This is a genomic window from Phyllobacterium sp. 1468 (assembly GCF_031455525.1).
Classification (GTDB): Bacteria; Pseudomonadota; Alphaproteobacteria; order Rhizobiales; family Rhizobiaceae; genus Phyllobacterium.
Map to the genome: position 1 here is coordinate 38,870 of NZ_JAVDSX010000006.1, position 20,180 is coordinate 59,049.

20 protein-coding genes are annotated in these 20,180 nt (G+C 58.8%); 18 read left to right on the top strand and 2 right to left on the bottom strand.

Annotation, left to right across the window (positions count from 1 at the left end; genetic code table 11):
- Positions 1-10: 10 nt before the first annotated feature.
- Positions 11-871 carry a CoA transferase subunit A gene (locus J2X72_RS16855; RefSeq protein WP_310073701.1) on the bottom strand — a complete coding sequence of 287 codons (861 nt, stop codon included), beginning with the start codon at positions 869-871 and terminating at the stop codon, positions 11-13.
- 122 nt (positions 872-993) lie between these two features.
- On the opposite strand from J2X72_RS16855, the gene J2X72_RS16860 reads away from it, so the two are divergent.
- Complete coding sequence (locus J2X72_RS16860; protein WP_310073703.1) at positions 994-1,749, top strand: IclR family transcriptional regulator; 756 nt, start codon at positions 994-996, stop codon at positions 1,747-1,749.
- On the opposite strand, the gene pcaQ is transcribed toward J2X72_RS16860, so the two are convergent.
- Positions 1,746-2,669 carry a pca operon transcription factor PcaQ gene (gene pcaQ / locus J2X72_RS16865; protein ID WP_310073706.1) on the bottom strand — a complete coding sequence of 308 codons (924 nt, stop codon included), beginning with the start codon at positions 2,667-2,669 and terminating at the stop codon, positions 1,746-1,748. The two genes, J2X72_RS16860 and pcaQ, sit on opposite strands and share 4 nt — an antisense overlap.
- Before the next feature lie 97 nt (positions 2,670-2,766).
- Here pcaQ and pcaD point away from each other — a divergent pair, with 97 nt between their 5' ends.
- From pcaD to cydC, 17 genes are all read left to right on the top strand, one after another.
- Complete coding sequence (pcaD, locus tag J2X72_RS16870; RefSeq protein ID WP_310073708.1) at positions 2,767-3,573, top strand: 3-oxoadipate enol-lactonase; 807 nt, start codon at positions 2,767-2,769, stop codon at positions 3,571-3,573.
- Complete coding sequence (pcaC, locus tag J2X72_RS16875) at positions 3,570-3,974, top strand: 4-carboxymuconolactone decarboxylase (protein ID WP_310073710.1); 405 nt, start codon at positions 3,570-3,572, stop codon at positions 3,972-3,974. Before pcaD ends, pcaC begins: the two co-directional genes overlap by 4 nt.
- A gap of 13 nt (positions 3,975-3,987) precedes the next feature.
- Positions 3,988-4,728 (top strand): protocatechuate 3,4-dioxygenase subunit beta, encoded by a 741-nt coding sequence (pcaH, locus tag J2X72_RS16880; protein ID WP_310073712.1) that lies wholly within the window; start codon positions 3,988-3,990, stop codon positions 4,726-4,728.
- Positions 4,728-5,342 (top strand): protocatechuate 3,4-dioxygenase subunit alpha, encoded by a 615-nt coding sequence (gene pcaG / locus J2X72_RS16885; protein WP_310073714.1) that lies wholly within the window; start codon positions 4,728-4,730, stop codon positions 5,340-5,342. Before pcaH ends, pcaG begins: the two co-directional genes overlap by 1 nt.
- Positions 5,343-5,345: 3 nt before the next feature.
- Positions 5,346-6,401 carry a 3-carboxy-cis,cis-muconate cycloisomerase gene (locus J2X72_RS16890; RefSeq protein WP_310073716.1) on the top strand — a complete coding sequence of 352 codons (1,056 nt, stop codon included), beginning with the start codon at positions 5,346-5,348 and terminating at the stop codon, positions 6,399-6,401.
- 182 nt (positions 6,402-6,583) lie between these two features.
- Entirely contained in the window at positions 6,584-7,753 is a 1,170-nt protein-coding gene (locus tag J2X72_RS16895; protein WP_310073718.1) for an ABC transporter substrate-binding protein, read from the top strand.
- Between the two features lie 32 nt (positions 7,754-7,785).
- On the top strand, positions 7,786-8,649 hold the full coding sequence (locus J2X72_RS16900) for a branched-chain amino acid ABC transporter permease (protein ID WP_310073720.1): 864 nt from the start codon (positions 7,786-7,788) through the stop codon (positions 8,647-8,649).
- Positions 8,646-9,644, top strand: a complete 999-nt coding sequence (locus tag J2X72_RS16905; RefSeq protein ID WP_310073723.1) for a branched-chain amino acid ABC transporter permease — start codon at positions 8,646-8,648, stop codon at positions 9,642-9,644. Before J2X72_RS16900 ends, J2X72_RS16905 begins: the two co-directional genes overlap by 4 nt.
- Positions 9,641-10,408 (top strand): ABC transporter ATP-binding protein, encoded by a 768-nt coding sequence (locus J2X72_RS16910; protein ID WP_310073725.1) that lies wholly within the window; start codon positions 9,641-9,643, stop codon positions 10,406-10,408. Before J2X72_RS16905 ends, J2X72_RS16910 begins: the two co-directional genes overlap by 4 nt.
- A 245-nt stretch (positions 10,409-10,653) precedes the next feature.
- Positions 10,654-11,373, top strand: coding sequence for an ABC transporter ATP-binding protein (locus J2X72_RS16915; RefSeq protein ID WP_310073727.1), 720 nt, complete (start codon positions 10,654-10,656; stop codon positions 11,371-11,373).
- A gap of 247 nt (positions 11,374-11,620) precedes the next feature.
- Positions 11,621-12,454 carry an iron uptake transporter permease EfeU gene (gene efeU, locus J2X72_RS16920; protein ID WP_310073729.1) on the top strand — a complete coding sequence of 278 codons (834 nt, stop codon included), beginning with the start codon at positions 11,621-11,623 and terminating at the stop codon, positions 12,452-12,454.
- A 22-nt stretch (positions 12,455-12,476) separates the two neighbouring features.
- Positions 12,477-13,667, top strand: coding sequence for an iron uptake system protein EfeO (gene efeO, locus J2X72_RS16925; protein WP_310073731.1), 1,191 nt, complete (start codon positions 12,477-12,479; stop codon positions 13,665-13,667).
- Positions 13,668-13,672: 5 nt separating this feature from the next.
- Positions 13,673-14,983 carry an iron uptake transporter deferrochelatase/peroxidase subunit gene (gene efeB / locus J2X72_RS16930; RefSeq protein ID WP_310073733.1) on the top strand — a complete coding sequence of 437 codons (1,311 nt, stop codon included), beginning with the start codon at positions 13,673-13,675 and terminating at the stop codon, positions 14,981-14,983.
- An 11-nt stretch (positions 14,984-14,994) separates the two neighbouring features.
- A complete protein-coding gene (efeO, locus tag J2X72_RS16935; RefSeq protein WP_210002675.1) occupies positions 14,995-15,822 on the top strand; it encodes an iron uptake system protein EfeO in 828 nt (275 codons plus the stop codon).
- Positions 15,823-16,064: 242 nt separating this feature from the next.
- Positions 16,065-16,637, top strand: coding sequence for a GbsR/MarR family transcriptional regulator (locus J2X72_RS16940; RefSeq protein ID WP_112531168.1), 573 nt, complete (start codon positions 16,065-16,067; stop codon positions 16,635-16,637).
- Between the two features lie 4 nt (positions 16,638-16,641).
- Positions 16,642-18,414, top strand: a complete 1,773-nt coding sequence (cydD, locus tag J2X72_RS16945; protein WP_310073739.1) for a thiol reductant ABC exporter subunit CydD — start codon at positions 16,642-16,644, stop codon at positions 18,412-18,414.
- Complete coding sequence (cydC, locus tag J2X72_RS16950) at positions 18,414-20,102, top strand: thiol reductant ABC exporter subunit CydC (RefSeq protein ID WP_310073741.1); 1,689 nt, start codon at positions 18,414-18,416, stop codon at positions 20,100-20,102. Before cydD ends, cydC begins: the two co-directional genes overlap by 1 nt.
- Positions 20,103-20,180 lie beyond the last annotated feature (78 nt).

Genomic DNA, 20,180 nt, shown 5'->3' on the forward strand with positions numbered 1-20,180 from the left:
ACGATACTCCTTACGCTGCTTTTGCAGACCGCTTGCCGACATGGCGGGCGAAATCTTCGGGTTTTCCGCTACGAACGTTCTCATTGATCCAGGCCGTAAAACTATCGCGGTCGCGGGCAATTTTGTCCCAGGCAATGTAAAAAGCGTTGGAGCGCGGATAATAGCCGTGCGCATAGGACGGAAACGCACCACCTGGAACGTGAACAACAGAACTGACGGCCCACGTCGGCAGAACCACCGCATTGGGCGACGGCGGATTGAGTTCATCAACGATTTCTTCGACCGTGACGATCGAGCGTTTGGCCGCAAGCACCGCTTCTTTCTGGACGCCGGCGATGCCTTCGATCACCACATTGCCTTTGCGGTCTGCGCGCTGGGCGTGGATGATGGACACGTCAGGGCGAATCGACGGCACCGCCGCCAGGACTTCGCCTGTGAACGGGCAGGTGATCGATTTGATATTCGGATTAACCTTCGCAAGATCCGCGCCGATATAGCCCCGGAGCATCGCGAATGGCAGGTTGGCTGCCCCTGCCTCATAGGCGTTGGCCATGGCGGCGTGCGAATGCTCCTCGATTTCGAGCGGACGTGGCCACTGGTTCTCGACTGCATCGCGAAAACGGTGCAACGAACCAACGCCCGGATTGCCGCCCCAGGAGAATTTCATACCGCGTGCTGCGCCGACGCCGATCAACTGGTCGTAGATCAGGTCTGGCGTCATCCGTATAAGAAAAAGCTCCTTGCGATCCTGCCGGATGATTTCGTGGCCGGCCGCATAAGGGATCAGGTGTGTGAACCCTTCCATCGCGATGGAATCGCCGTCCTTGACATTCTCTTCAATCGCTTCGGAAAGCGTGCAAATCCGCGCCACATTTCTCTCCCTGTCCCGAATTCCTCATCTTTTGATTAGTGCTTCAATGGCTCAAAGGTCAAACAATTTGTGCGTTATATGATTTTTGTTCGTATATCGCACAAAACGTGCTATGGTCTGGTATGCGAGAAACGGACTTCATCAGTGGTTTTGCCAAGGGCCTCTCGGTAATCGAGGCGTTCGACGCGGCAAATCCGCGCCTTTCGATCACCGATGTCTCGAGGATTACCGGCCTCGAACGCGCGACGGCCCGGCGTTGTCTGTTGACCTTGGCACAACTCGGCTATGCCGACTATGACGGCAAATTCTTCTCGCTATCGCCGCGAATACTGCGTCTTGGCCATTCCTATCTTACAGCGACTCCCCTGCCCCGGCTGCTGCAGCCTTTTCTCGACCAACTGTCGGAAAAGACCGGCGAAAGCGCATCGGCTTCGGTCCTCGATGGCAATGAGATCGTCTATATCGCCCGGGCATCGCACAAGAGGGTAATGTCGATCAATCTCAATCCCGGAAGCCGCCTGCCCGCCTATTGCTCGTCCATGGGGCGAGTCTTGCTCGCCGCGATGAATGAAGGCGACGCGAAGAGTATTCTGGAGAGTAGCAACCTTAAGGCAAATACGCCGAATACGAAGACCACCATTGCTGACTTGATGGCTGAGTTACAACTGATACGCGAGCAGGGATATGCTGTCATCGATCAGGAATTGGAGATCGGTCTCTGTTCGATTGCCATCCCGGTGCGCAATATGCGGGGTAACACCATTGCGGCACTTAACGTCGGCGCACAGGCGCCGAGGGTTGCCGTTGAGGAGATGATTGCAACCTATCTACCGGTAATGCGATCAACTCGCGATACGCTTGCGGGCCTATTGGTCTAGGCAGCGGATGCTTCTATTGCTGCTTCGCGGATAGTCTGCATCAGGATCATCAGCGGTAGTGATGGCGTCATGTCAGCACGCATCGTGAGACCTACCGGTCCGCGCGTCTCGCTTGTGTCTAGAGGCAATAAAGCCAAACTCCCGTCGTCGACATCATCGGCGACAACCCCCGATGAGATGATCCAAACCGCGTTACTCGAGCGAACAAAGGCGCGGCCGAACGCATCCGAAACAGTCTCGATGTGGGTAGGCAGGGCGGCCACTCCATTGGCAATGAGAAAGCGGTCGACGAAGGGTCGAATGATCGATGCCCTGGTCGGCATGAGAATCGGGAATTCGGCAAGAAGCGAAAAGATATCCTCTTGTGAACTCAAAAGCGGATGGTTGGCGCTGACGGCGAACACCACTTGCTCGGAATAGAGATGTTCGAAGGAGAAACCTGTCATTTTCTCTGGAGCTGCAAGACGGCCAACAACAAGATCGAGATCGCCTAGGCGAAGCTGCTCCAAAAGGACTGCGTTTTCGCCCGTAACAATCTTGATCCGGCTTTGTGTTTCCTCTTGCAGGAACAAACTGATGGCATGCGGCATCACGCGGGTGGACACGGTCGGTAAAGCGCCAATCCGGATGGGGACACCCTCCCCCGACCGTTCATTGGAAACGGAGTCAATGCCTTGACGCAATGCCGTGATGGCAGCGCCGGCATGGCGCAGGAACACCTCGCCATAGCGCGTGATCCTGATGCCGCGGCCGTCGCGTTCAAAAACGGCAACCCCAAGCTCGCTTTCCATTTCACGGATTGTTTTGGTTACAGCCGGTTGACTGATATGAAGGATTGCAGCTGCCTTCATTACACTCTTCTGACGTGCGACTTCCAGAAACGTTTGTAGGTGGCGAAACTTGATGCGACTGTCGATCATGGCATTTCATAACCCACTAGTTAAGAGAATGCGATAGAATATCATTTTACCTAACCATACGGATAATCCATGATGGTTTATTGAATGGGAGGCTTCTGTGCAGTTCGTTTCCATTAATGGCGTAACACTCCACTATCAGTTGATCGGCGCGCCGGAAGGCAAGCCTGTACTGGTCTTTGCCAATTCGCTTGGCACCGACCTACGTATCTGGCGCGATGTCATCCTTCGCCTTGTCGGCGATTTCGCCATCGTGACCTACGACATGCGAGGACATGGTCTTTCGGATATCGGTATCACACCCTATTCCATTGATGACCACACTGCTGATCTTGCAGGGCTCCTTGATTATCTTGAGGTCAGGAATGCGATTATCTGCGGTCTGTCGGTTGGCGGGCTGGTGGCACAAGGGCTTTATGCGACACGGCCAGATCTGGTGCGTGCGCTGGTCCTTTGCGATACCGCCCATAAGATCGGCTCGGCGGAGATGTGGGCTGCCCGCATTGCGGCGCTTGAGCAAGGCGGCATTGAAGCCATCGCGGATGGTGTGCTCGAAAAATGGTTCACTCCACCTTTCCACAAGCAACGCCGCGAGGAACTTGCCGGGTATCGCAACATGCTGACCCGGCAGGCCATAGGAGGATATATCGGGACGTGTGCCGCGTTGCGCGATGCCGATTTTACAACCGAAGCCTCGCGCATCGCCGTCCCGACCATTTGCATCGTTGGGGATCAGGATGGGTCGACGCCACCGGAGATTGTGCTTTCTCTGGCGAAGCTCATTCCTCGTTCACGTTACGAGGTGATCAAGGATGCCGGACATATTCCCTGCGTGGAGCAGCCGGAAGCGCTGACGGCGGTGATACGGGCGTTCATCGACGGGTTCCAACTTGGAGAAAGAGCATGACTTCTACAGACGTTCCTTCCCAACGCTATGCCGAAGGCACGGCGACGCGCCGGGCTGTCCTCGGCGATGCGCATGTCGATCGGGCTGAGGCAAACAAGACGGACTTTGACAAGCCCTTTCAAGAGCTTATCACTGAAGCTGCTTGGGGTCATGTCTGGTCGCGGCCGGGCTGGACGAAGCGGCAGCGCTCGATTGTGACCATCGCGCTGTTGGCGGCATTGGGACAGGACGAGGAGCTGGTCATGCATATCAAGGCGACGGCCAACACTGGCGCGACCCAGGACGATATTTGCGAGGCGCTTCTCCACGTTGCAATCTATGCGGGCGTTCCAGCGGCCAACCATGCGATCAAACTGGCGAAGCAGGTCTATAAGGACCTCGCCACCGCAAAGACAGCCTGACGGGAGGCATACAATGTCCAACAGGAAGCCGGAAACCGGCGCATTCTTTCAGCGGGACAGGCAGTGGCATCCGCCAGCCTATACGCCGGAGTACAAGACAAGCGTTGTGCGCTCACCTCAGAGGGCATTGATTTCATTCGACAATACGCTATCAGAGATCACCGGGCCGGTGTTCGGCCATTCGCTGCTGGGCGAGCTCGACGCCGATCTTATCTACAATTATGCGAAGCCCGGCGAGAGCGCGATCGGGCAGCGCATTGTTGTTCACGGCAGAGTTGTTGACGAGCGCGGCAAGGGCGTTGCGGGTGCGCTCCTGGAATTCTGGCAGGCCAATGCCGGCGGGCGCTATCGGCACAAGCGCGAGGGATATCTTGCGGCGCTCGATCCCAATTTTGGCGGGTGCGGCCGGACGATAACCGACGATGATGGGTACTACCGTTTTCGCACGGTCAAGCCGGGCGCATACCCTTGGCCAAACGGTGTGAATGACTGGCGCCCGGCGCATATCCACTTCTCGGTGTTCGGCCATGGTTTCGCGCAGAGGTTGATTACCCAGATGTACTTCGAGGGCGACCCAATGATCTGGAATTGCCCGATCGTCAAATCCATTCCGGATAAGGCAGCGATAGAACAACTCATCGCGACGCTCGATATGAACAACACCATTCCGATGGATGCACGCGCCTATAAATTCGACATCGTGTTGCGCGGCCGCCGCTCGACCCTGTTCGAGAACCGGATGGAGGGCAACTGATGGTGCAACAATTAGGCTACCTCAAGGAAACGCCGTCGCAGACAGCGGGACCATATGTTCATATCGGCTGCACGCCGAATTTCTGTGAAATTACAGGAGTTTACGAGAACGATCTTGGCACCTCCATGGTCAACGACAAGACACTGGGCGAGCGAATTACCCTCCGTGGCCGGGTTTTCGACGGCACCGGAACGCCATTGCGTGACGCCTTGCTCGAGATCTGGCAGGCCGACAGCAAGGGGCTCTACAACAGTCCATCCGAGTTGCGCGGCACCGCCGATCCCAATTTTACCGGGTGGGGACGCTGTCCGACGGATATGGAATCGGCCGAATATCGCTTCGAAACCGTGAAGCCGGGACAGGTTCCCTACAAGGACGGGCGTTTGATGGCACCGCATGTCACGGTCTGGATTGTAGCGCGAGGGATCAACATAGGGTTGCAGACGCGGATCTATTTCGACGACGAGAAAGAGGCGAATGACAAGGACCCGATCCTGCAACGCATCGAGCATCGCAATCGCGTCCCGACGCTGATCGCGAAACGCGATGGGTCGAGCTATGTCTTTGATATCTATCTGCAAGGCGACAAGGAAACCATCTTTTTCGATGTATAGGCGATGAGTATTTCTCCCTTTGATCATCCATTTTTATCCGGTTTGATGGGCGATGAAGAAGCAGCGAATTGCTTCTCGGCGGAGAACGATATTGCCGCAATGCTTCGGTTCGAAATTGCTTTGGCCGAAGCGCAAGCCGCTGAAAATATTATAGAAAATGCGGCAGCGGAGGCGATCAGGGATGCGTGCCAGAATTTCTCGGCTGACATGGCTGCGCTGAAATCGATGGTTGCATTGGATGGTGTCGTTATCCCGGAACTTATCCGGCAATTGCGCGACATCATTCCACTGCAACATCGCGGGTCTTTGCATCTCGGGGCGACCAGCCAGGATGTCATCGACACGAGCCTGATGATCCGGTTGAAGCCGGTCGTAACTCGCCTCGAAACCGGATTGTCCGATATCATCGCCGATCTGGATAAACTTGAAAAGACGTTTGGCAACAATGGCTTGATGGGGCATACCCGCATGCAGGCCGCCATCGCGATAACAGTCGGGGATCGTATCGAATCCTGGCGTGGGCCGCTGCTGCGTCATCGCAGGCGCCTCGATATATTGAAGCGCGATCTCCCGGTGATCCAGTTCGGCGGGGCGGCTGGAACGCTGGAAAAACTGGGGGATAAAGGACCAGCGGTTCGCGAGAGAATGGCCGGGTTACTCGGCCTTCACGATTCGCCGCAATGGCACAGCCAGCGTGACATAATCGTTGAATTTGCTGACTTTTTATCGCTGATTTCTGGTTCGCTCGGCAAGATCGGCCAGGATATTGCGCTTCTCGCACAAGGCTCGGCCGAGCTCAAATTGAGCGGTGGCGGGAAGTCGTCGGCGATGCCGCACAAGCAAAATCCTGTCCTTGCTGAACTTCTGGTTGCGCTCGCCCGTTACAACGCCACGCAGATTTCCGGCATGCACCACGCCTTGGTTCACGAGCAGGAACGTTCGGGTGCCGCATGGACTTTGGAGTGGATGATATTGCCATCCATGGTTGCGTCGACGACGACCGCATTGCGTTCCGCAAGTAGCCTGCTTGGTTCGATTGAGAGCCTTGGCAAGGCGTGATCACAACCACACGCAACTAAAATGCAATTGCGAGTGGAAAAACTTGCGCCAGAATCGGTATTTCTTGCATAAGAATCGCTCGGTTTTGAGTGAGATCGCATCTTTTCGTTTCATTCGTGCTTCGGAAACCGCGGGTCGTGTGCAATGTTCTGAAAAAGCCGTTTTCGATTGAGGGAGGAACCATGAAAAAGCTTATTCTGGCTGTCGCCGCATCAATTTTGATGAGTGCAAGTGCCTATGCCGAGGTCATCAAGATCGGTGTTGTCGGTCCCTTCTCGGGACCATTTGCGATCCAGGGCAAAAACTTCAAGGCCGGCATCGACGCCTATATTGCAACCCATGGCGACAAGGTCGGCGAGAATACGATTGAAGTCCTCTACCGGGATGTGCCGCAGGCCGACCCGGCCCAGTCGAAAGCATTGGCGCAGGAACTGGTGGTCAAGGAAGGCGTGCAATATCTCGCCGGCTTCTATTTCACGCCGGACGCCATGGCGGTCACGCCGCTGCTCAAGCAGGCGAATGTTCCGATGGTCATCATGAACGCGGCGACGTCGGCGATCGTCACCAAGAGCCCGTTGGTTGTCCGCACGTCATTTACCACATGGCAGACCTCGGCGCCGATGGCGAAGATCGCGCGCGAGCGCGGTGTGGAGAAGGCAATTACCGTCGTCAGCGACTATGGTCCGGGTGTGGATGCGGAGAACGCATTCAAGACGACGTTCGAGAAAGAAGGCGGCAAGGTCGTCGAATCGATCCGCATGCCCCTGTCGACCAACGATTTCAGCCCGGTGATGCAGCGGGTGCGCAATTCCGGGGCACAGGCGGTTTTCGCCTTCCTGCCGTCGGGCCCAACCACCCTTGGTTTCGTCAAGGCCTATAATGAGAACGGCCTGAAGCAGGCGGGCATCCAGTTTCTCGCGCCGGGCGACCTGACGCAGGAATCCGATCTGCCGGCCATTGGCGATGCGGGCCTCGGCATCCTGACGACGTTTCATTATTCGCTGGCGCACAATTCGCCGGAAAACAAGGCATTCGTTGCCGCCGCCCAAACCGCAATCGGCAACCCGGCCGAACTCTCCTTCCCTTCGGTCGGCGCCTATGATGGCATGTTTGTCATCAGCAAAATGATCGAAGCGACCGGCGGCAAGCAGGATGCACAGAAGGCGGTCGATGCAGTGAAGGGTCTGGCGTGGGAAAGTCCGCGCGGTCCGGTCTCTATCGATCCGGAAACGCGACACATCACCCAGAACATCTATCTGCGTGAAGTATCGAAGGGTGCCGATGGAGTCTATTTCAACAAGGAAATCAAGACGTTCGAGAAGCAGCCGGACCCGGGATTGGCTGCAAAGTAGCCCGTGCCCAATGCGCCAACCGGAATGATCTGATGCAGACGTTCTTCAGTATCGGCGTTGATGCCCTGGCCTACGGGATGATCCTGTTCATCATCTCGATTGGCCTCTCGGTGACCATGGGCCTGATGCGCGTGATCAATCTCGCCCACGGCGCATTCGCCATGATCGGCGGCTATATCGCCTCCTATGCGGCGCGGGATCTCGGGCTCGGCTATGGCCTGGCGATCGTGATTGCGGTGCTCGGCACGATCATCATGGCTGTTCCGCTGGAGCGTTTTCTCTACCGGCGGATTTACGGCGCACCGGAGCTGACTCAGGTGCTGATGACCATCGGCATCACGTTTTGCGTCATCGGCCTCGCCAATTACGTGTTCGGTCCGACGCTGAAGACGATCCCCCTCCCCGCTGGACTGCAGGGTCCCGTGGATATCGGTTTCCGCACCATCGCGGCGCACAAGCTCTTTGCCATCGGCTGCGGTGTGGTTGTCGCGTTGGGGCTTTGGTATCTGATCGAGCGCACGTCCTTCGGTGTCAAATTGCGCGCCTCGGTGGATAATACGGCAATGGCGGCGGCGCTCGGCGTTCGCACCAAGATCGTCTATGCGGCAAGTTTCGCGCTTGCTGTCGGGCTTGCAGCCTTTGGCGGGGTGATCGGTGCGGAACTGCTGCCTGTAGAACCCTATTACGCCCTGCGTTACATGGTCACGTTTCTTGTCGTCGTTTCGGTCGGCGGTGCGGGCTCCATCCCCGGCGCGCTGATCGCTTGCCTGCTGCTCGGCGCCATCGATACGACCGGGCGTTACCTCGTGCCGGAATATGGCGAGTTCTTCTTCTATCTCGCGGTGATAGCTATCGTCTGGGTGTTTCCACGCGGTTTGATGGGAAGAGCCAAATGAGCGCCGGGGGTTATGTTACGGCAATACCCGCGCAGACCAGGAGCTGGTGGCACGACCTCATTGGCATCGCCGTCATCCTGATTGCAGCCACAGCCGGATACTTCCTGTTTCCCGACAACCTGGCGCTGTTGACGCGCATGATCGCGATCATGTTGCTGGTGCTGTCGCTCGATCTGGTAACCGGATATTGCGGCGTTGCGACGCTCGGCCATGCCGCACTTTTCGGCGGGGGTGCCTATGCTGCCGGAATCGCCGCGGCGCATTTCGGCATTACCGAACCGATCACCATGATCGCCATCGGCGCAGTTGGCGGGGCTTTGGCGGGCCTGATTTCGGGCATCGTCATCCTGCGCGGACATGGCCTGGCCCAACTCGTGCTGTCCATCGCCATCATCCATTTGTTTCACGAGGCGGCCAACAAGGCATCGGAATATACGGGCGGCAGCGATGGGCTTTCCGGCATCACGCCCGATCCCATCCTCGGCCTCTTCGAATTCGATCTCTGGGGCCGTACCGCCTATGTCTTCGGCATAGTCCTGCTCCTGCTTGTATTCATACTTCTGCGCATTCTGGTTCGCTCACCCTTCGGCATGCTTTGCCAGGGTATCCGGCAGGATCCGGTCCGGGTCAGCGCTATGGGTGCCTCGGTCAAGCTCACCCTGATCAAGATGTATGTGATCTCGGGGTTGGTCGCGGGTGTCGGCGGCGCCTTCAACGCGGTATCGACACAGGTCGTCGGCCTCGACAGCCTGAGCTTCACCAATTCCGCTGAAGCGCTGGTCATGCTGGTCCTGGGCGGAGTGGGGTCGCTCTACGGAGCGCTGATCGGCACCGTAGCTTTCGTCTGGATCGAAGATCTGGTTTCTGCGGCCAATCCGTTCCATTGGCTGACGATCGTCGGCGCGCTGCTGATTGCCGTGGTGCTGTTTGCACCCAAGGGCCTTTACGGCACGGCCGCGACCTTCGTCGAACGATACAGGCGAGGCAGCAAATGACGACGCTTTTCGAGGTCGATCATCTCCAGAAGACCTTCGGCGGGCTGAACGTTACGCATGATGTGTCGCTGACGCTGGGCAAGGGTGACCGCGTGGCGCTGATCGGCCCGAACGGTGCCGGAAAAACCACCTTCGTCAATCTGGTGACCGGCCATTTGCGTCCAGACTCCGGAAAGGTCCTAATGGACGGCGAAGATATTTCGACATTCAAGCCGATGAGGCGTGTGCGAGCCGGGCTCGTTCGCTCGTTTCAGGTGACCCGGCTTTTTGCCGAGATGACCCCGGAAGAGCATGTGTCGCTGGCGATCCTGCAGCGGCAAGGCAAGTCCGGCCGGATGGCTGGTTCCTTTCAGGCCATGCCTGACGTGATGCAGGAAACCTATGAAATTCTCGAGACGCTCAATCTGACGGCGCTGGGAAGGGTTCCGGTCAGCGAGATCGCCTATGGGCAACAGCGCCTTTTGGAAATTGCGCTGGCGCTGGCGCTTCGCCCGAAGGTACTGTTACTCGACGAACCGGCCGCGGGCGTGCCGCACAGCGATACGTTCCTGATCGAGAATGCATTGGCGCAACTGCCGGCCGATCTCGCGGTGCTGATGATCGAGCATGACATGGATCTGGTTTTCCGTTTTGCCAAAAGGGTGATCGTGCTGGCGGCCGGTGAAATCATCTTCGACGGCCTGCCTGTCGATGCGACGAATGACGTGCGGGTGCGCGAGGTCTACCTAGGTCGTGAACTCATAAATCTGATGGAAATGCTATGAGGCCATCTTTTCGGATACAAGGAGCAAGGACGATGGAAATGTTTATCCATTTTCAAGTCCCTTGCAACGCTATTGCCGGGAAGATGGACCATATCCTCCGGACGCTGAAACGGCGGCAAGCTGCAGCGTCGAACCGCTCGGCCGGGGGAAAGACCCCGCCCTTCACGCTTCTCCTCGCATCTTCTTGCCGTTTCAGGCGCCATTTCTACCAGATTTATGAGTTTACGACCTAGGAGAATATGCCAATGCCGGCAGCGCAGCTTGAAGTCAAAGGTCTGAGTGCCGGTTACGGCCCAACCCGGGTGCTCGAAGATATTTCCTTTGCCGCCGAGGCCGGTTCGCGCATCGCGGTGCTTGGCCGAAACGGCGTCGGCAAGACGACGTTGTTTGCAACGCTGGTGGGGCAGACGCGGCGCTATGACGGCACGATTAAACTCGGCGATGCGGACCTTACCCACATGGAAAGCTCCGCGCGGGCCTGGAGCGGGCTCGGCTTCGTACCGCAATCACGCAGCATTTTTCCATCGCTGACTGTGGAAGAGAACCTCTTTGTCGGGTTGAAGGGAAGGCCGCGCACCGCATTGCAGGAGGCCTATGACATGTTCCCGCGCCTCTACGAGCGGCGGACGAATTCCGGGGCAAAACTTTCCGGAGGGGAACAGCAGATGCTCTCGACTGCCCGCACCATATTGGGCAAGCCGACTGTGCTGCTGCTCGACGAACCGCTGGAGGGGCTGGCGCCGGTCATCTGCGAAGAACTGATGGCAGCGTTTTCGCGCCTCGCCTCGAGCGGCGAGATGACTATCCTGCTCGTCGAGCAGCGTATCCAGAGCGCTCTCGAATTTGCCGAGCGGGTGATCATTCTCGAACGCGGCCGCATCGTGTGGGACGGTTCCTCGGAGCAGCTGGCGGGTGATCGGGATACGGTCGATCAACTGCTTGGCGTGGCGGGCGTTGCGCATTGATTTCGCGACCACCGGGAGGAATTGTGGAAAGAATGTGGCGGTGCAGGGGGACGCGTCCACGTCGGGTTGCATTCGATTGTGGATTGAAACAATCAACATATTGGAATAATTGACAAATTTCCTCCGGTTATTCCTTAGAATTCTTCTAATATATTGTTATTGCTTCGCTTTTCGCGACAGTCTATGACTCCCGCGGTCCCAAGGCGCGTCTCGAAGAGACGTCAATGGTTGGCCGAGGGTCTGATTTATGCTGGTTCCATTCCTGATAATGCTGCGTGAGGGCATCGAGGCGGCTCTGATCGTGGGCATTGTCGCGAGCTATCTGAAGCAGACCGGTCGGGGCGAATGGATGCCGGCGGTTTGGGTGGGGATTCTGCTTGCCATAGCGCTTTCGCTCTTCGTCGGAGCCGGGCTGCAGATGGTCAGCGCGGAGTTTCCCCAGAAGGCCCAGGAATTCTTCGAGGCCATTGTCGGGCTGATTGCCGTCATCGTCTTGTCGTCGATGGTGTTCTGGATGCGCAAGGCAGCCCGCTCGATCAAATCGGAACTGCACCATTCGATCGACTCGGCGTTTTCTCATTCGACAGGACAGGCTCCCGCGCTGATCGCCATGGTGTTCTTCGCCGTGGCCCGCGAAGGGCTCGAATCGGTATTTTTCCTGCTCGCCATCTTCCAGCAGAGCACCAACAGCGATGCGCCGCTTGGCGCGCTTCTCGGCATTCTGGTGTCGATCGTGCTTGGCTACGGCATCTATATGGGCGGTATCCGCCTCAATCTGCGCCGCTTCTTCTTTTGGACGGGGCTTTTCATACTGGTGGTCGCTGCCGGGATATTGGCGGGCACATTGCGCCATTTCCACGAGGCGGGTGTCTGGAACAGCCTCCAGACTGTCGTCATCGACCTGAGCGGGATCCTGCCGGTCAGCAGCCCATTGGGTACGCTGCTCTCGGGAATGTTCGGTTATCAGGATATGCCGACGCTGGGTGAAGTCATCGTCTATGTCGCCTTCCTATCCATCAGCATCTTCATGTTCCTGCGTCCAACGGGCCGTCGTACGGCCGCGGCCCAACCTTCCCATTGATCGCCACCCCGAAAGAAATTTTATGACGCAAACCGCTGGCTCCAGTTCTCCCCGTCCGTCATCGCAAAAACTGATGAAGCTGGCGGTTGCCGGGGCCGCCCTTCTCGTTGTCGCAGGCGGCGTGGCCTTCTACTATGCATCGAAAGGTCTGAAATCGGCGGGTTCAAACGGGGCTATCACTGTCACGATCAACGACAGTGCATGCGTTCCCAATGAGATTACGGTTCCGGCCGGGCGTTCGACATTCACTATTGTCAACAAATCCAATCGCGCGCTTGAGTGGGAAATCCTCGACGGCGTGATGGTTCTGGAAGAGCGCGAGAATATCGTGCCGGGCTTTACCCAGACGATGCAGGCAAAACTGAAGGCCGGAACCTACGAGATTACCTGCGGCCTGCTCAACAACCCGCGCGGAACCCTGCACGTCACGCCTTCGGCCGAATCCGAGGCCGAGGCCGCACGGCCGGCGCTGGCATCGTTTATCGGTCCGCTGGCCGAATTCCAGGTGTTCATGGCGATGCAGGCGAATTCGCTGGTGAAGGCGACGAAGGCGCTCGATGACGCCATCAAGGCCGGCGATCTCGAAAAGGCGCGGGAATCCTATCAGAAGGCGCGCGCTCCCTACAAACAGATCGAACCGATGGCAGACCTCTTTGCCGATCTCCACAACGCCATCGATCCGGTCGCGGACTACCTCGAAAAGCGTGAGGAAGACCAGGGATTCACCGGTTTCCATCGCGTGGAATACGGCCTCTACGCCAAGAACAGCCTTGACGGGCTGGCGCCGGTCTCGGCGAAGCTGCTGGCTGATGTGACGGCGCTGAAGGACCGGATCCGCGGGTTGCGTATTCCGCCCGAGCAGATCGCCAAGGGTGCGGAACGGCTTGTCGGGCAGATTGCCGATACGAAGATCACCGCGGGTGAAGATCACTACGCCCAGACCGATCTTGCCGATTTCGGAGCCAATATTGCCGGGGTTTCGCGGATGATGGCGCTCTTGAAGCCCGTTGCGGTGCAGGCCGCACCGCAGGTGGTGGCCGATATCGACGGCCGCCTGACAGAGACCACCAGCGCGTTGGCTGCCCTCAAGGGTCCGGACGGCTATCCAGCCTACGACAAGGTGAGTGCGGATAGCCGCAAGGCGCTGGCGCAGAAGATGCAAGGGCTGGCCGAGGCGATCGGCAAGCTCAATGCGGCCGTAGGACTGGAGTAACGGCGATGACAACCAACGACAACAAACTGGTGACAACACGGCGCAACGTGCTTTTCGGTGTCGGTGCCGCAGGGAGCGCATTGGCCACGGGATTGACCACGGCACGCGCGGCGGAAAAGCAGCAGGGGGGACAGGTCACCGATGCGCCGGTCAGCGACAAGACGCAGGAGCGCCAGTCGTTCTACGGTCTGCACCAGGCGGGCATTGTCACGCCGCGCCCCGCTGCAGGCATGATCGCCTCGTTTCACGTGCTGGCGGAGACGCCGGCCGACGTGGAGCGGCTGTTCCGGACGCTGTCGAGCCGCATCGCTTTCCTCATGCAAGGCGGCACGCCGCCAGAACTGGACGACAAGCTGCCGCCGGCGGATTCGGGACTGTTGGGGCCGGTGGTGCCGCCTGACAACCTGACCATCACGGTTTCGCTCGGTTCTTCGTTCTTCGACGACCGCGATTGGCTGGCGCCGCACAAACCTGTGCGTCTTTCACGCATGAAGGCTTTCCGCAATGATGCGCTGGATGCCGATCTGTGTCATGGCGACCTGGCGTTGCAGATCAGTTCGAACACCCCCGATACGAACATTCACGCCTTGCGCGACATCCTGAAAAACCTGCCGGACCTGATGGTGCTTCGCTGGAAACAGGAAGGCTCGGTGCCGGTCCTGCCGCCGAAACCGGACGGAGCCCACGAAAGCGCGCGCAATTTCCTCGGTTTCCGCGACGGTTCAGCCAATCCCGATGCCAATAATGCTGCGCTGATGGACAAGATCGTCTGGGTGCCGGAGAACGGGACCGAGCCTGAATGGACCCGCGGCGGATCCTATCAGGCTGTGCGCATCATCCGCAATTTCGTCGAACGCTGGGACCGCACGCCGCTTGGCGAGCAGGAACGCATCATTGGCCGCAAGAAGGCGACCGGCGCACCGCATGGCGGCGGAAATACCGAGCATGACGTGCCTGACTATTCCAAGGATCCGGAAGGGACGGTAACGCCCCTCGACGCGCATATAAGGCTTGCCAATTCTCGCACGAAGGCTTCCGAGGCAAACCTCATTCTTCGCCGCCCGTTCAACTATTCAAACGGGGTGAGCAAATCCGGCCAGCTCGAACAGGGGCTCCTGTTCATCTGCTACCAGGCGGATCTGGAGAAGGGCTTCATCACGGTACAGCGTCAGCTCGATGGCGAGCCGCTCGAGGAATACATCAAGCCCATTGGCGGCGGCTTTTTCTTCACGCCACCCGGCCCGCAGGACGAAAGCGATTTTGTCGGCCGGACATTATTGGAAGCAGCGGGCCACGACGTGGTCCGCAAATCTTAAGGGGACTAAGGATGAAACTCAAACTTGTACTGTCTGTCAGCCTGTTGACACTTGCAGCTGCAGCTTTGCCGCGAATGGCAAATGCCGAGGTTGCGCCGCTCGATCTCGTGCAACCGATTGCCGACTACAAGATCTACGTGTCGGAAAACCTTGAAACACTCGTGACTGACACAAAGGCATTCACGGATGCGGTCAAGGCAGGCGATGTGGACAAGGCCAAGTCGCTCTTCGGTTCGACGCGCATGAGCTACGAAGCGATCGAGCCGATCGCAGAATTGTTCAGCGATCTCGACGGTTCGATCGATTCACGCGCCGACGACCATGAAAAGGCGGAAAAGGATCCGGAGTTCACCGGTTTCCACCGTATCGAATACGGCCTCTTCGCCGAGAACAGCACCAAGGACCTCGGACCATTTGCCGACAAGCTGATGGCCGACGTGACCGAGCTCAACAAGCGCATTACCGACTTGACGCTGCCACCCGAGAAGGTCGTCGGCGGTGCGGCCGCGCTGATGGAAGAAGTCGCGGCGACCAAGATTTCGGGTGAAGAAGACCGCTACAGCCACACCGATCTTTGGGACTTCAAGGCGAATTTCGATGGCTCGCGCAAGATTTTTGATCTCGTGCGTCCGCTGGTCGAAAAGGAAGACAGCGCTTTCGTGACCAAGGTATCGGGCAATTTCGACAAGGTCGATACGACATTGGCCAAGTACAAGACGGCTGACGGCTATGAGCTCTATGACAAGCTCACCGAAGATGACCGCGCCGTGCTGGCTGCTGCCGTGAATACGCTGGCCGAAGACCTGTCGACCTTGCGTGGGAAGCTGGGCCTGAACTAAACCCTTTCGGCTGATGCCAATTGTCTCTCCTCGCAAGGGGGGAGATAGACGCGGCGCATACGGACACTTTTCTGACCCGGCTCGATCGCCCCGATCGGGCCGGGCTTTTTTGTTGCGTTTTTTGGACCCCTCCCCTGCCCCTTTCCTGTGACATTCCAAATTCACCCCCTTGCAAATTTACGATTTGCTAAATATCGTGATTTCAGTAATTACTGAAATAACAGTTGCAACGGGATAAGCCGATGAATCTACCGCCCCTCGTTCAATCCTTCGTTCTGCATTTCGGCGAGATGGGAAGCCGTTGGGGAATCAACCGCACCGTCGGCCAGATCTACGCGCTGCTTTATGTTTCGCCCGATCCTCTCAATGCCGAGCAGATCGTCGACGCGCTGGGAATTTCCCGCTCGAACGTGTCGATGAGCTTGCGCGAATTGCAGGCGTGGAACCTTGTCCTGCTCAAACATCTTCCCGACGACCGCCGCGACTTCTTCACGACGCCGGACGATGTCTGGCAGATTCTGCGCACACTTGCAGAGGAACGAAAGAAACGAGAAGTCGATCCGACCTTGTCTGTTTTGCGCGAAATCCTGATGCAGCAGCCGGCCAGCGACGCAGAACGCCATGCGCAGGCACGGATGGGTGAAATGCACAGCCTCATCGAGCAACTGACCAATTGGTACGACGACGTCAAGAAACTTGAGACGGACCGCTTGGCGACCCTATTGACGCTGGGTGCGAAAGTCACAAGACTGCTGGAGGCGAAGGACAAGATCGTATCCCTCGGCAGGTCGAAGCGTTCTCCCGAGAAGGGTTGAAGTGATGGCACCGGCAGCACATTCGTCCTCGATAGCGCTTCGCACGCAGAGTGGTTTTGCGGACGACAGTGCAGCGGTGCGGACCACGTCATCAAATGTAGCGGAAAAATCCGCAAGTTCTCGCCACGCTGCACGCGCCGAGAGGGCAGCGCCCATTGTGCTGGTCCTTGCACCCCTCCTGTGGTTACCGCAGGCTTTGCTCCTCGCCACAGGTGTGGGTGACATCGTTGCCGGCAAAGGAATGGCGAGCATCCACTGGCTGGTTCTTGGCGTCGTTGTGATTGGCATGTTCCGGACGCTGCTCGACGCGGTTGGAAGCCGGCTTGCTTTTCGGGCAGCCCGCGCCGTGCTGTCCGGGAAGCGGGACAAAGCTGTGGCGGCGCTGGCCCGGCGCTCCCCGCTGGATGTGAATAGAGCCGCTTCCGGCTTCGCGGCCAGCGTGCTGGCCGAGCAGGCAGAGGCCATCGTGCCCTATCTTTCGCGCTTTCGCCCGGCGCGGTTGAAGGCAACAATTGTTCCCGTCGCTATTATGCTTTGTGTTCTGCCGTTGTCGTGGGCGGTAGCTATAGTCCTGCTCATTTCCGCTCCTCTTATTCCGGTTTTCATGGCGCTGATCGGCTGGCGTGCCAAAGCGGCGAGCGAAAAACAGCTTGTCGAAATGGGCGGCATGAATGCGTTCCTGCTCGACCGGCTGCGCGGTTTGGCCACCATCCGTTCACTGGACGCCGTGGATTTGACCGCACATCGCTTGCGCGACAATGCCCAATCGCTTCGGATGCGTACGATGGCGGTACTCAAAATAGCGTTTCTGTCATCCGCGGTGCTCGAGCTGTTTGCAGCACTGGGTGTCGCCATGGTCGCCGTCTATGTTGGTTTCCACCTGCTCGGCCAGTTGAACTTCGGCGCCTGGGGCGCGCGTTTGAGCCTGACCGAAGGCCTGTTCATTCTTCTGCTTGCACCGGCTTTCTTCGAGCCTCTGCGTGAGTTGTCCGCGGTCTGGCACGACCGCGCTGCGGGTGGGGCTGCGCTCGAAGCGCTGGACGCGCTGTCGAGCGGCGGGGTTGTCATGCCGGGTGCCGGCAAAGGCGCTACGCACACAACGGCGGTACATGCGGGAGTTCCCGGCGTCCGCGTTGAAGAAATGACGTTCCACCACCAGGGTAATAGCCCAGCGGTTTTTGACCGGTTCAGCCTCGATGTTTTGCCGGCTGAGCACATTGCGGTGCTGGGCTCAAGCGGCTCGGGAAAATCGACCCTTCTCGCTTTGATCGCGGGGCTCGCGCCCCAAGAAAGCGGGCGGATCGCAATTGGAAACGTTCCGCTCACGCTGGCCACCGCGGCAGAGCTTCGGAAAGGCATTGCCTGGGTTGGACAGAAGCCCCATATTTTCGCGGGCACGGTTGCCGACAATGTAGCGCTGGGCCGCCCGGAAATCGGATCCGATGAAGTCGGAACTGCGCTCCGCAAGGCGGCCTTGCAGGACGTAGCCAATGCGCACGCAAACGCGCCGATCGGTGAAGGCGGATCAGGCCTTTCCGGCGGGGAAGTCCTGCGGCTGGCTTTGGCGCGTGCGGCGGCCAATCGGGACGCGGGACTGATTCTCGCGGATGAACCCACCGCTCATCTCGACGCGATCACTGCCAATGAAATCATGGATATCCTGCTGAGAACCGCAGCCGGCAAGACGCTCATCGTCGCGACGCACGACCCTGTCCTCGCGAGGCGTATGGACCGAGTGGTCATCCTGCCGTCGAAAACATCGCAGGAGGGCGTGTAATGGCCCTGTGGAGCTACTTGCGGCCGATATTGGCGCTATTCCTCGCTGAGCGGCGCGCGGCGCTTCTGGCGGGCGCTCTGCTCGCGGCGGCAACAGTGCTCGCCGGTATAGCCCTGCTTGGCCTTTCCGGCTGGTTCATTACGGCCACGGCAATAGCGGGGCTGGCGTCAGCCACCGCATTTGCCTTCGATGTCTTTGCGCCTGCCGCAGCGATCCGTTTTCTGGCTCTTGCCCGCACTGCCGCTCGCTACGGCGAGCGCTTGACCACGCATGACGCAACACTTGGTGTGCTGGCGGGATTGCGCGTAGAGGTTTTCCGCAATTGGGCTCGACCGCAAGCGGCCCAGAGACTGTTGAAGCGTCCGGCAAGGCTGCTGTTTCGACTCACGGCCGATATCGATGCTCTCGATTCGCTCTATCTGCGCATTATTGTCCCTGCAGCTGTCGCGCTTTGCACCGCCCTCACCATCGCTGTCGCTCTCGGGCTCATGCATCCGCTGTTGGGTCTTGCCGCAGAATCGTGGCTGCTGCTGACCGGGTTCGGCATTCCACTCATCGCTGCACGCTTCGCCCTAAAACCATCGCGCCGTCGCGCTCACGCCCTTGAGACCCTGCGCTCGCGCGCCATCGATCTCGTCGCCGGGCAAATCGACCTGGTCATGGTCGGACGGCTGGACGCCCAGCGGAATACAGTGCTGGCTTCCGATCGTCGCCTGTCGCAAACGGATGACGCGCTAAATCGTATCGAGATGTTCGTCACGGCCGGTTTCGGCATGGCCTCGGCAATCCTGCTCGGCGGAACACTTTACGCGGTCGCTGTGTTGGTCAGCGACGGGGTGATCGGTGGGCCTGTTGCGGCCCTCGGTCTGCTGATCGCGCTGGCGGCGCTGGAACCCTTTGCGGGGCTGCGTCGTGGCGCGGTTGAACTCGGGCGGACCGTGCTTGCCGCAAAGCGCATCGGGCCGAACGTCGCCCCCCTCCCCTCCCCCGAACCACCGGTTCCGCCACGGGGCGAACTGGTGGTTCAGCTTGAGGACGTTTCGGTCAGCTACGATGGCTCATCCCTCCCCACGCTCCGGCATCTCTCACTGTCGCTTGTTTGCGGTGAACGCCTCGCGCTTGTCGGGCCGAGCGGTGCCGGCAAGTCCACACTGCTGGCACTGATCGCCGGCGAGATCGCGGCTAAAACCGGCAGCTTCGCATGCCTTCCCGCTACGCTTCTCACGCAGAACACAGAGCTCTTTCAGGACAGCCTGCGTGACAATCTCCGGCTTGCCGATCGGGATGCCGACGATGCACGTCTTCTCGGCGTTCTCGCTGTTGCAGGCCTGGGAGAACTCGTCGCCGCCCTGCCGGCCGGTCTGGATACCATGCTTGGCGAAGGCGGGTTTGGGATTTCCGGCGGTCAGGCACGCCGTCTGGCACTGGCGCGGCTGCTTTTGCGCGATACGCCACTCTGGCTGCTGGATGAGCCCACCGAGGGTCTCGATGGAGACACGGCCCGCGATGTGCTTCAGCGCCTTCAGGCGCAAATGCATGGCCGTTCCGTCGTCATCGCGACGCATATCAGACGAGAGGCGATGATCGCCGACCGGCTGCTTATTCTCGAACGCGGACGCATTGCCGGCGCGCCGCGACGGGGAGAAGAGGAATTCGACGCTGCCCTCGCCGCGCTGCGGCCAGACTGAGACAAGACTGAGGCAGCCATTTCATTCGGCATTCACTCCAGGTGAATGCCGCTAACAGGGGGCCGGGATGACCCGGTA

What these genes read in the sequence shown, in the direction of transcription:
- J2X72_RS16860 (WP_310073703.1), top strand. Translation starts at nt 994, where the DNA reads ATGCGAGAAACGGACTTCATCAGTGGTTTTGCCAAGGGCCTCTCGGTA.
- pcaQ (WP_310073706.1), bottom strand. Translation starts at nt 2,669, where the DNA reads ATGATCGACAGTCGCATCAAGTTTCGCCACCTACAAACGTTTCTGGAA.
- pcaC (WP_310073710.1), top strand. Translation starts at nt 3,570, where the DNA reads ATGACTTCTACAGACGTTCCTTCCCAACGCTATGCCGAAGGCACGGCG.
- pcaH (WP_310073712.1), top strand. Translation starts at nt 3,988, where the DNA reads ATGTCCAACAGGAAGCCGGAAACCGGCGCATTCTTTCAGCGGGACAGG.
- pcaG (WP_310073714.1), top strand. Translation starts at nt 4,728, where the DNA reads ATGGTGCAACAATTAGGCTACCTCAAGGAAACGCCGTCGCAGACAGCG.
- J2X72_RS16890 (WP_310073716.1), top strand. Translation starts at nt 5,346, where the DNA reads ATGAGTATTTCTCCCTTTGATCATCCATTTTTATCCGGTTTGATGGGC.
- J2X72_RS16895 (WP_310073718.1), top strand. Translation starts at nt 6,584, where the DNA reads ATGAAAAAGCTTATTCTGGCTGTCGCCGCATCAATTTTGATGAGTGCA.
- J2X72_RS16900 (WP_310073720.1), top strand. Translation starts at nt 7,786, where the DNA reads ATGCAGACGTTCTTCAGTATCGGCGTTGATGCCCTGGCCTACGGGATG.
- J2X72_RS16905 (WP_310073723.1), top strand. Translation starts at nt 8,646, where the DNA reads ATGAGCGCCGGGGGTTATGTTACGGCAATACCCGCGCAGACCAGGAGC.
- J2X72_RS16910 (WP_310073725.1), top strand. Translation starts at nt 9,641, where the DNA reads ATGACGACGCTTTTCGAGGTCGATCATCTCCAGAAGACCTTCGGCGGG.
- J2X72_RS16915 (WP_310073727.1), top strand. Translation starts at nt 10,654, where the DNA reads ATGCCGGCAGCGCAGCTTGAAGTCAAAGGTCTGAGTGCCGGTTACGGC.
- efeU (WP_310073729.1), top strand. Translation starts at nt 11,621, where the DNA reads ATGCTGGTTCCATTCCTGATAATGCTGCGTGAGGGCATCGAGGCGGCT.
- efeO (WP_310073731.1), top strand. Translation starts at nt 12,477, where the DNA reads ATGACGCAAACCGCTGGCTCCAGTTCTCCCCGTCCGTCATCGCAAAAA.
- efeB (WP_310073733.1), top strand. Translation starts at nt 13,673, where the DNA reads ATGACAACCAACGACAACAAACTGGTGACAACACGGCGCAACGTGCTT.
- efeO (WP_210002675.1), top strand. Translation starts at nt 14,995, where the DNA reads ATGAAACTCAAACTTGTACTGTCTGTCAGCCTGTTGACACTTGCAGCT.
- J2X72_RS16940 (WP_112531168.1), top strand. Translation starts at nt 16,065, where the DNA reads ATGAATCTACCGCCCCTCGTTCAATCCTTCGTTCTGCATTTCGGCGAG.
- cydD (WP_310073739.1), top strand. Translation starts at nt 16,642, where the DNA reads ATGGCACCGGCAGCACATTCGTCCTCGATAGCGCTTCGCACGCAGAGT.
- cydC (WP_310073741.1), top strand. Translation starts at nt 18,414, where the DNA reads ATGGCCCTGTGGAGCTACTTGCGGCCGATATTGGCGCTATTCCTCGCT.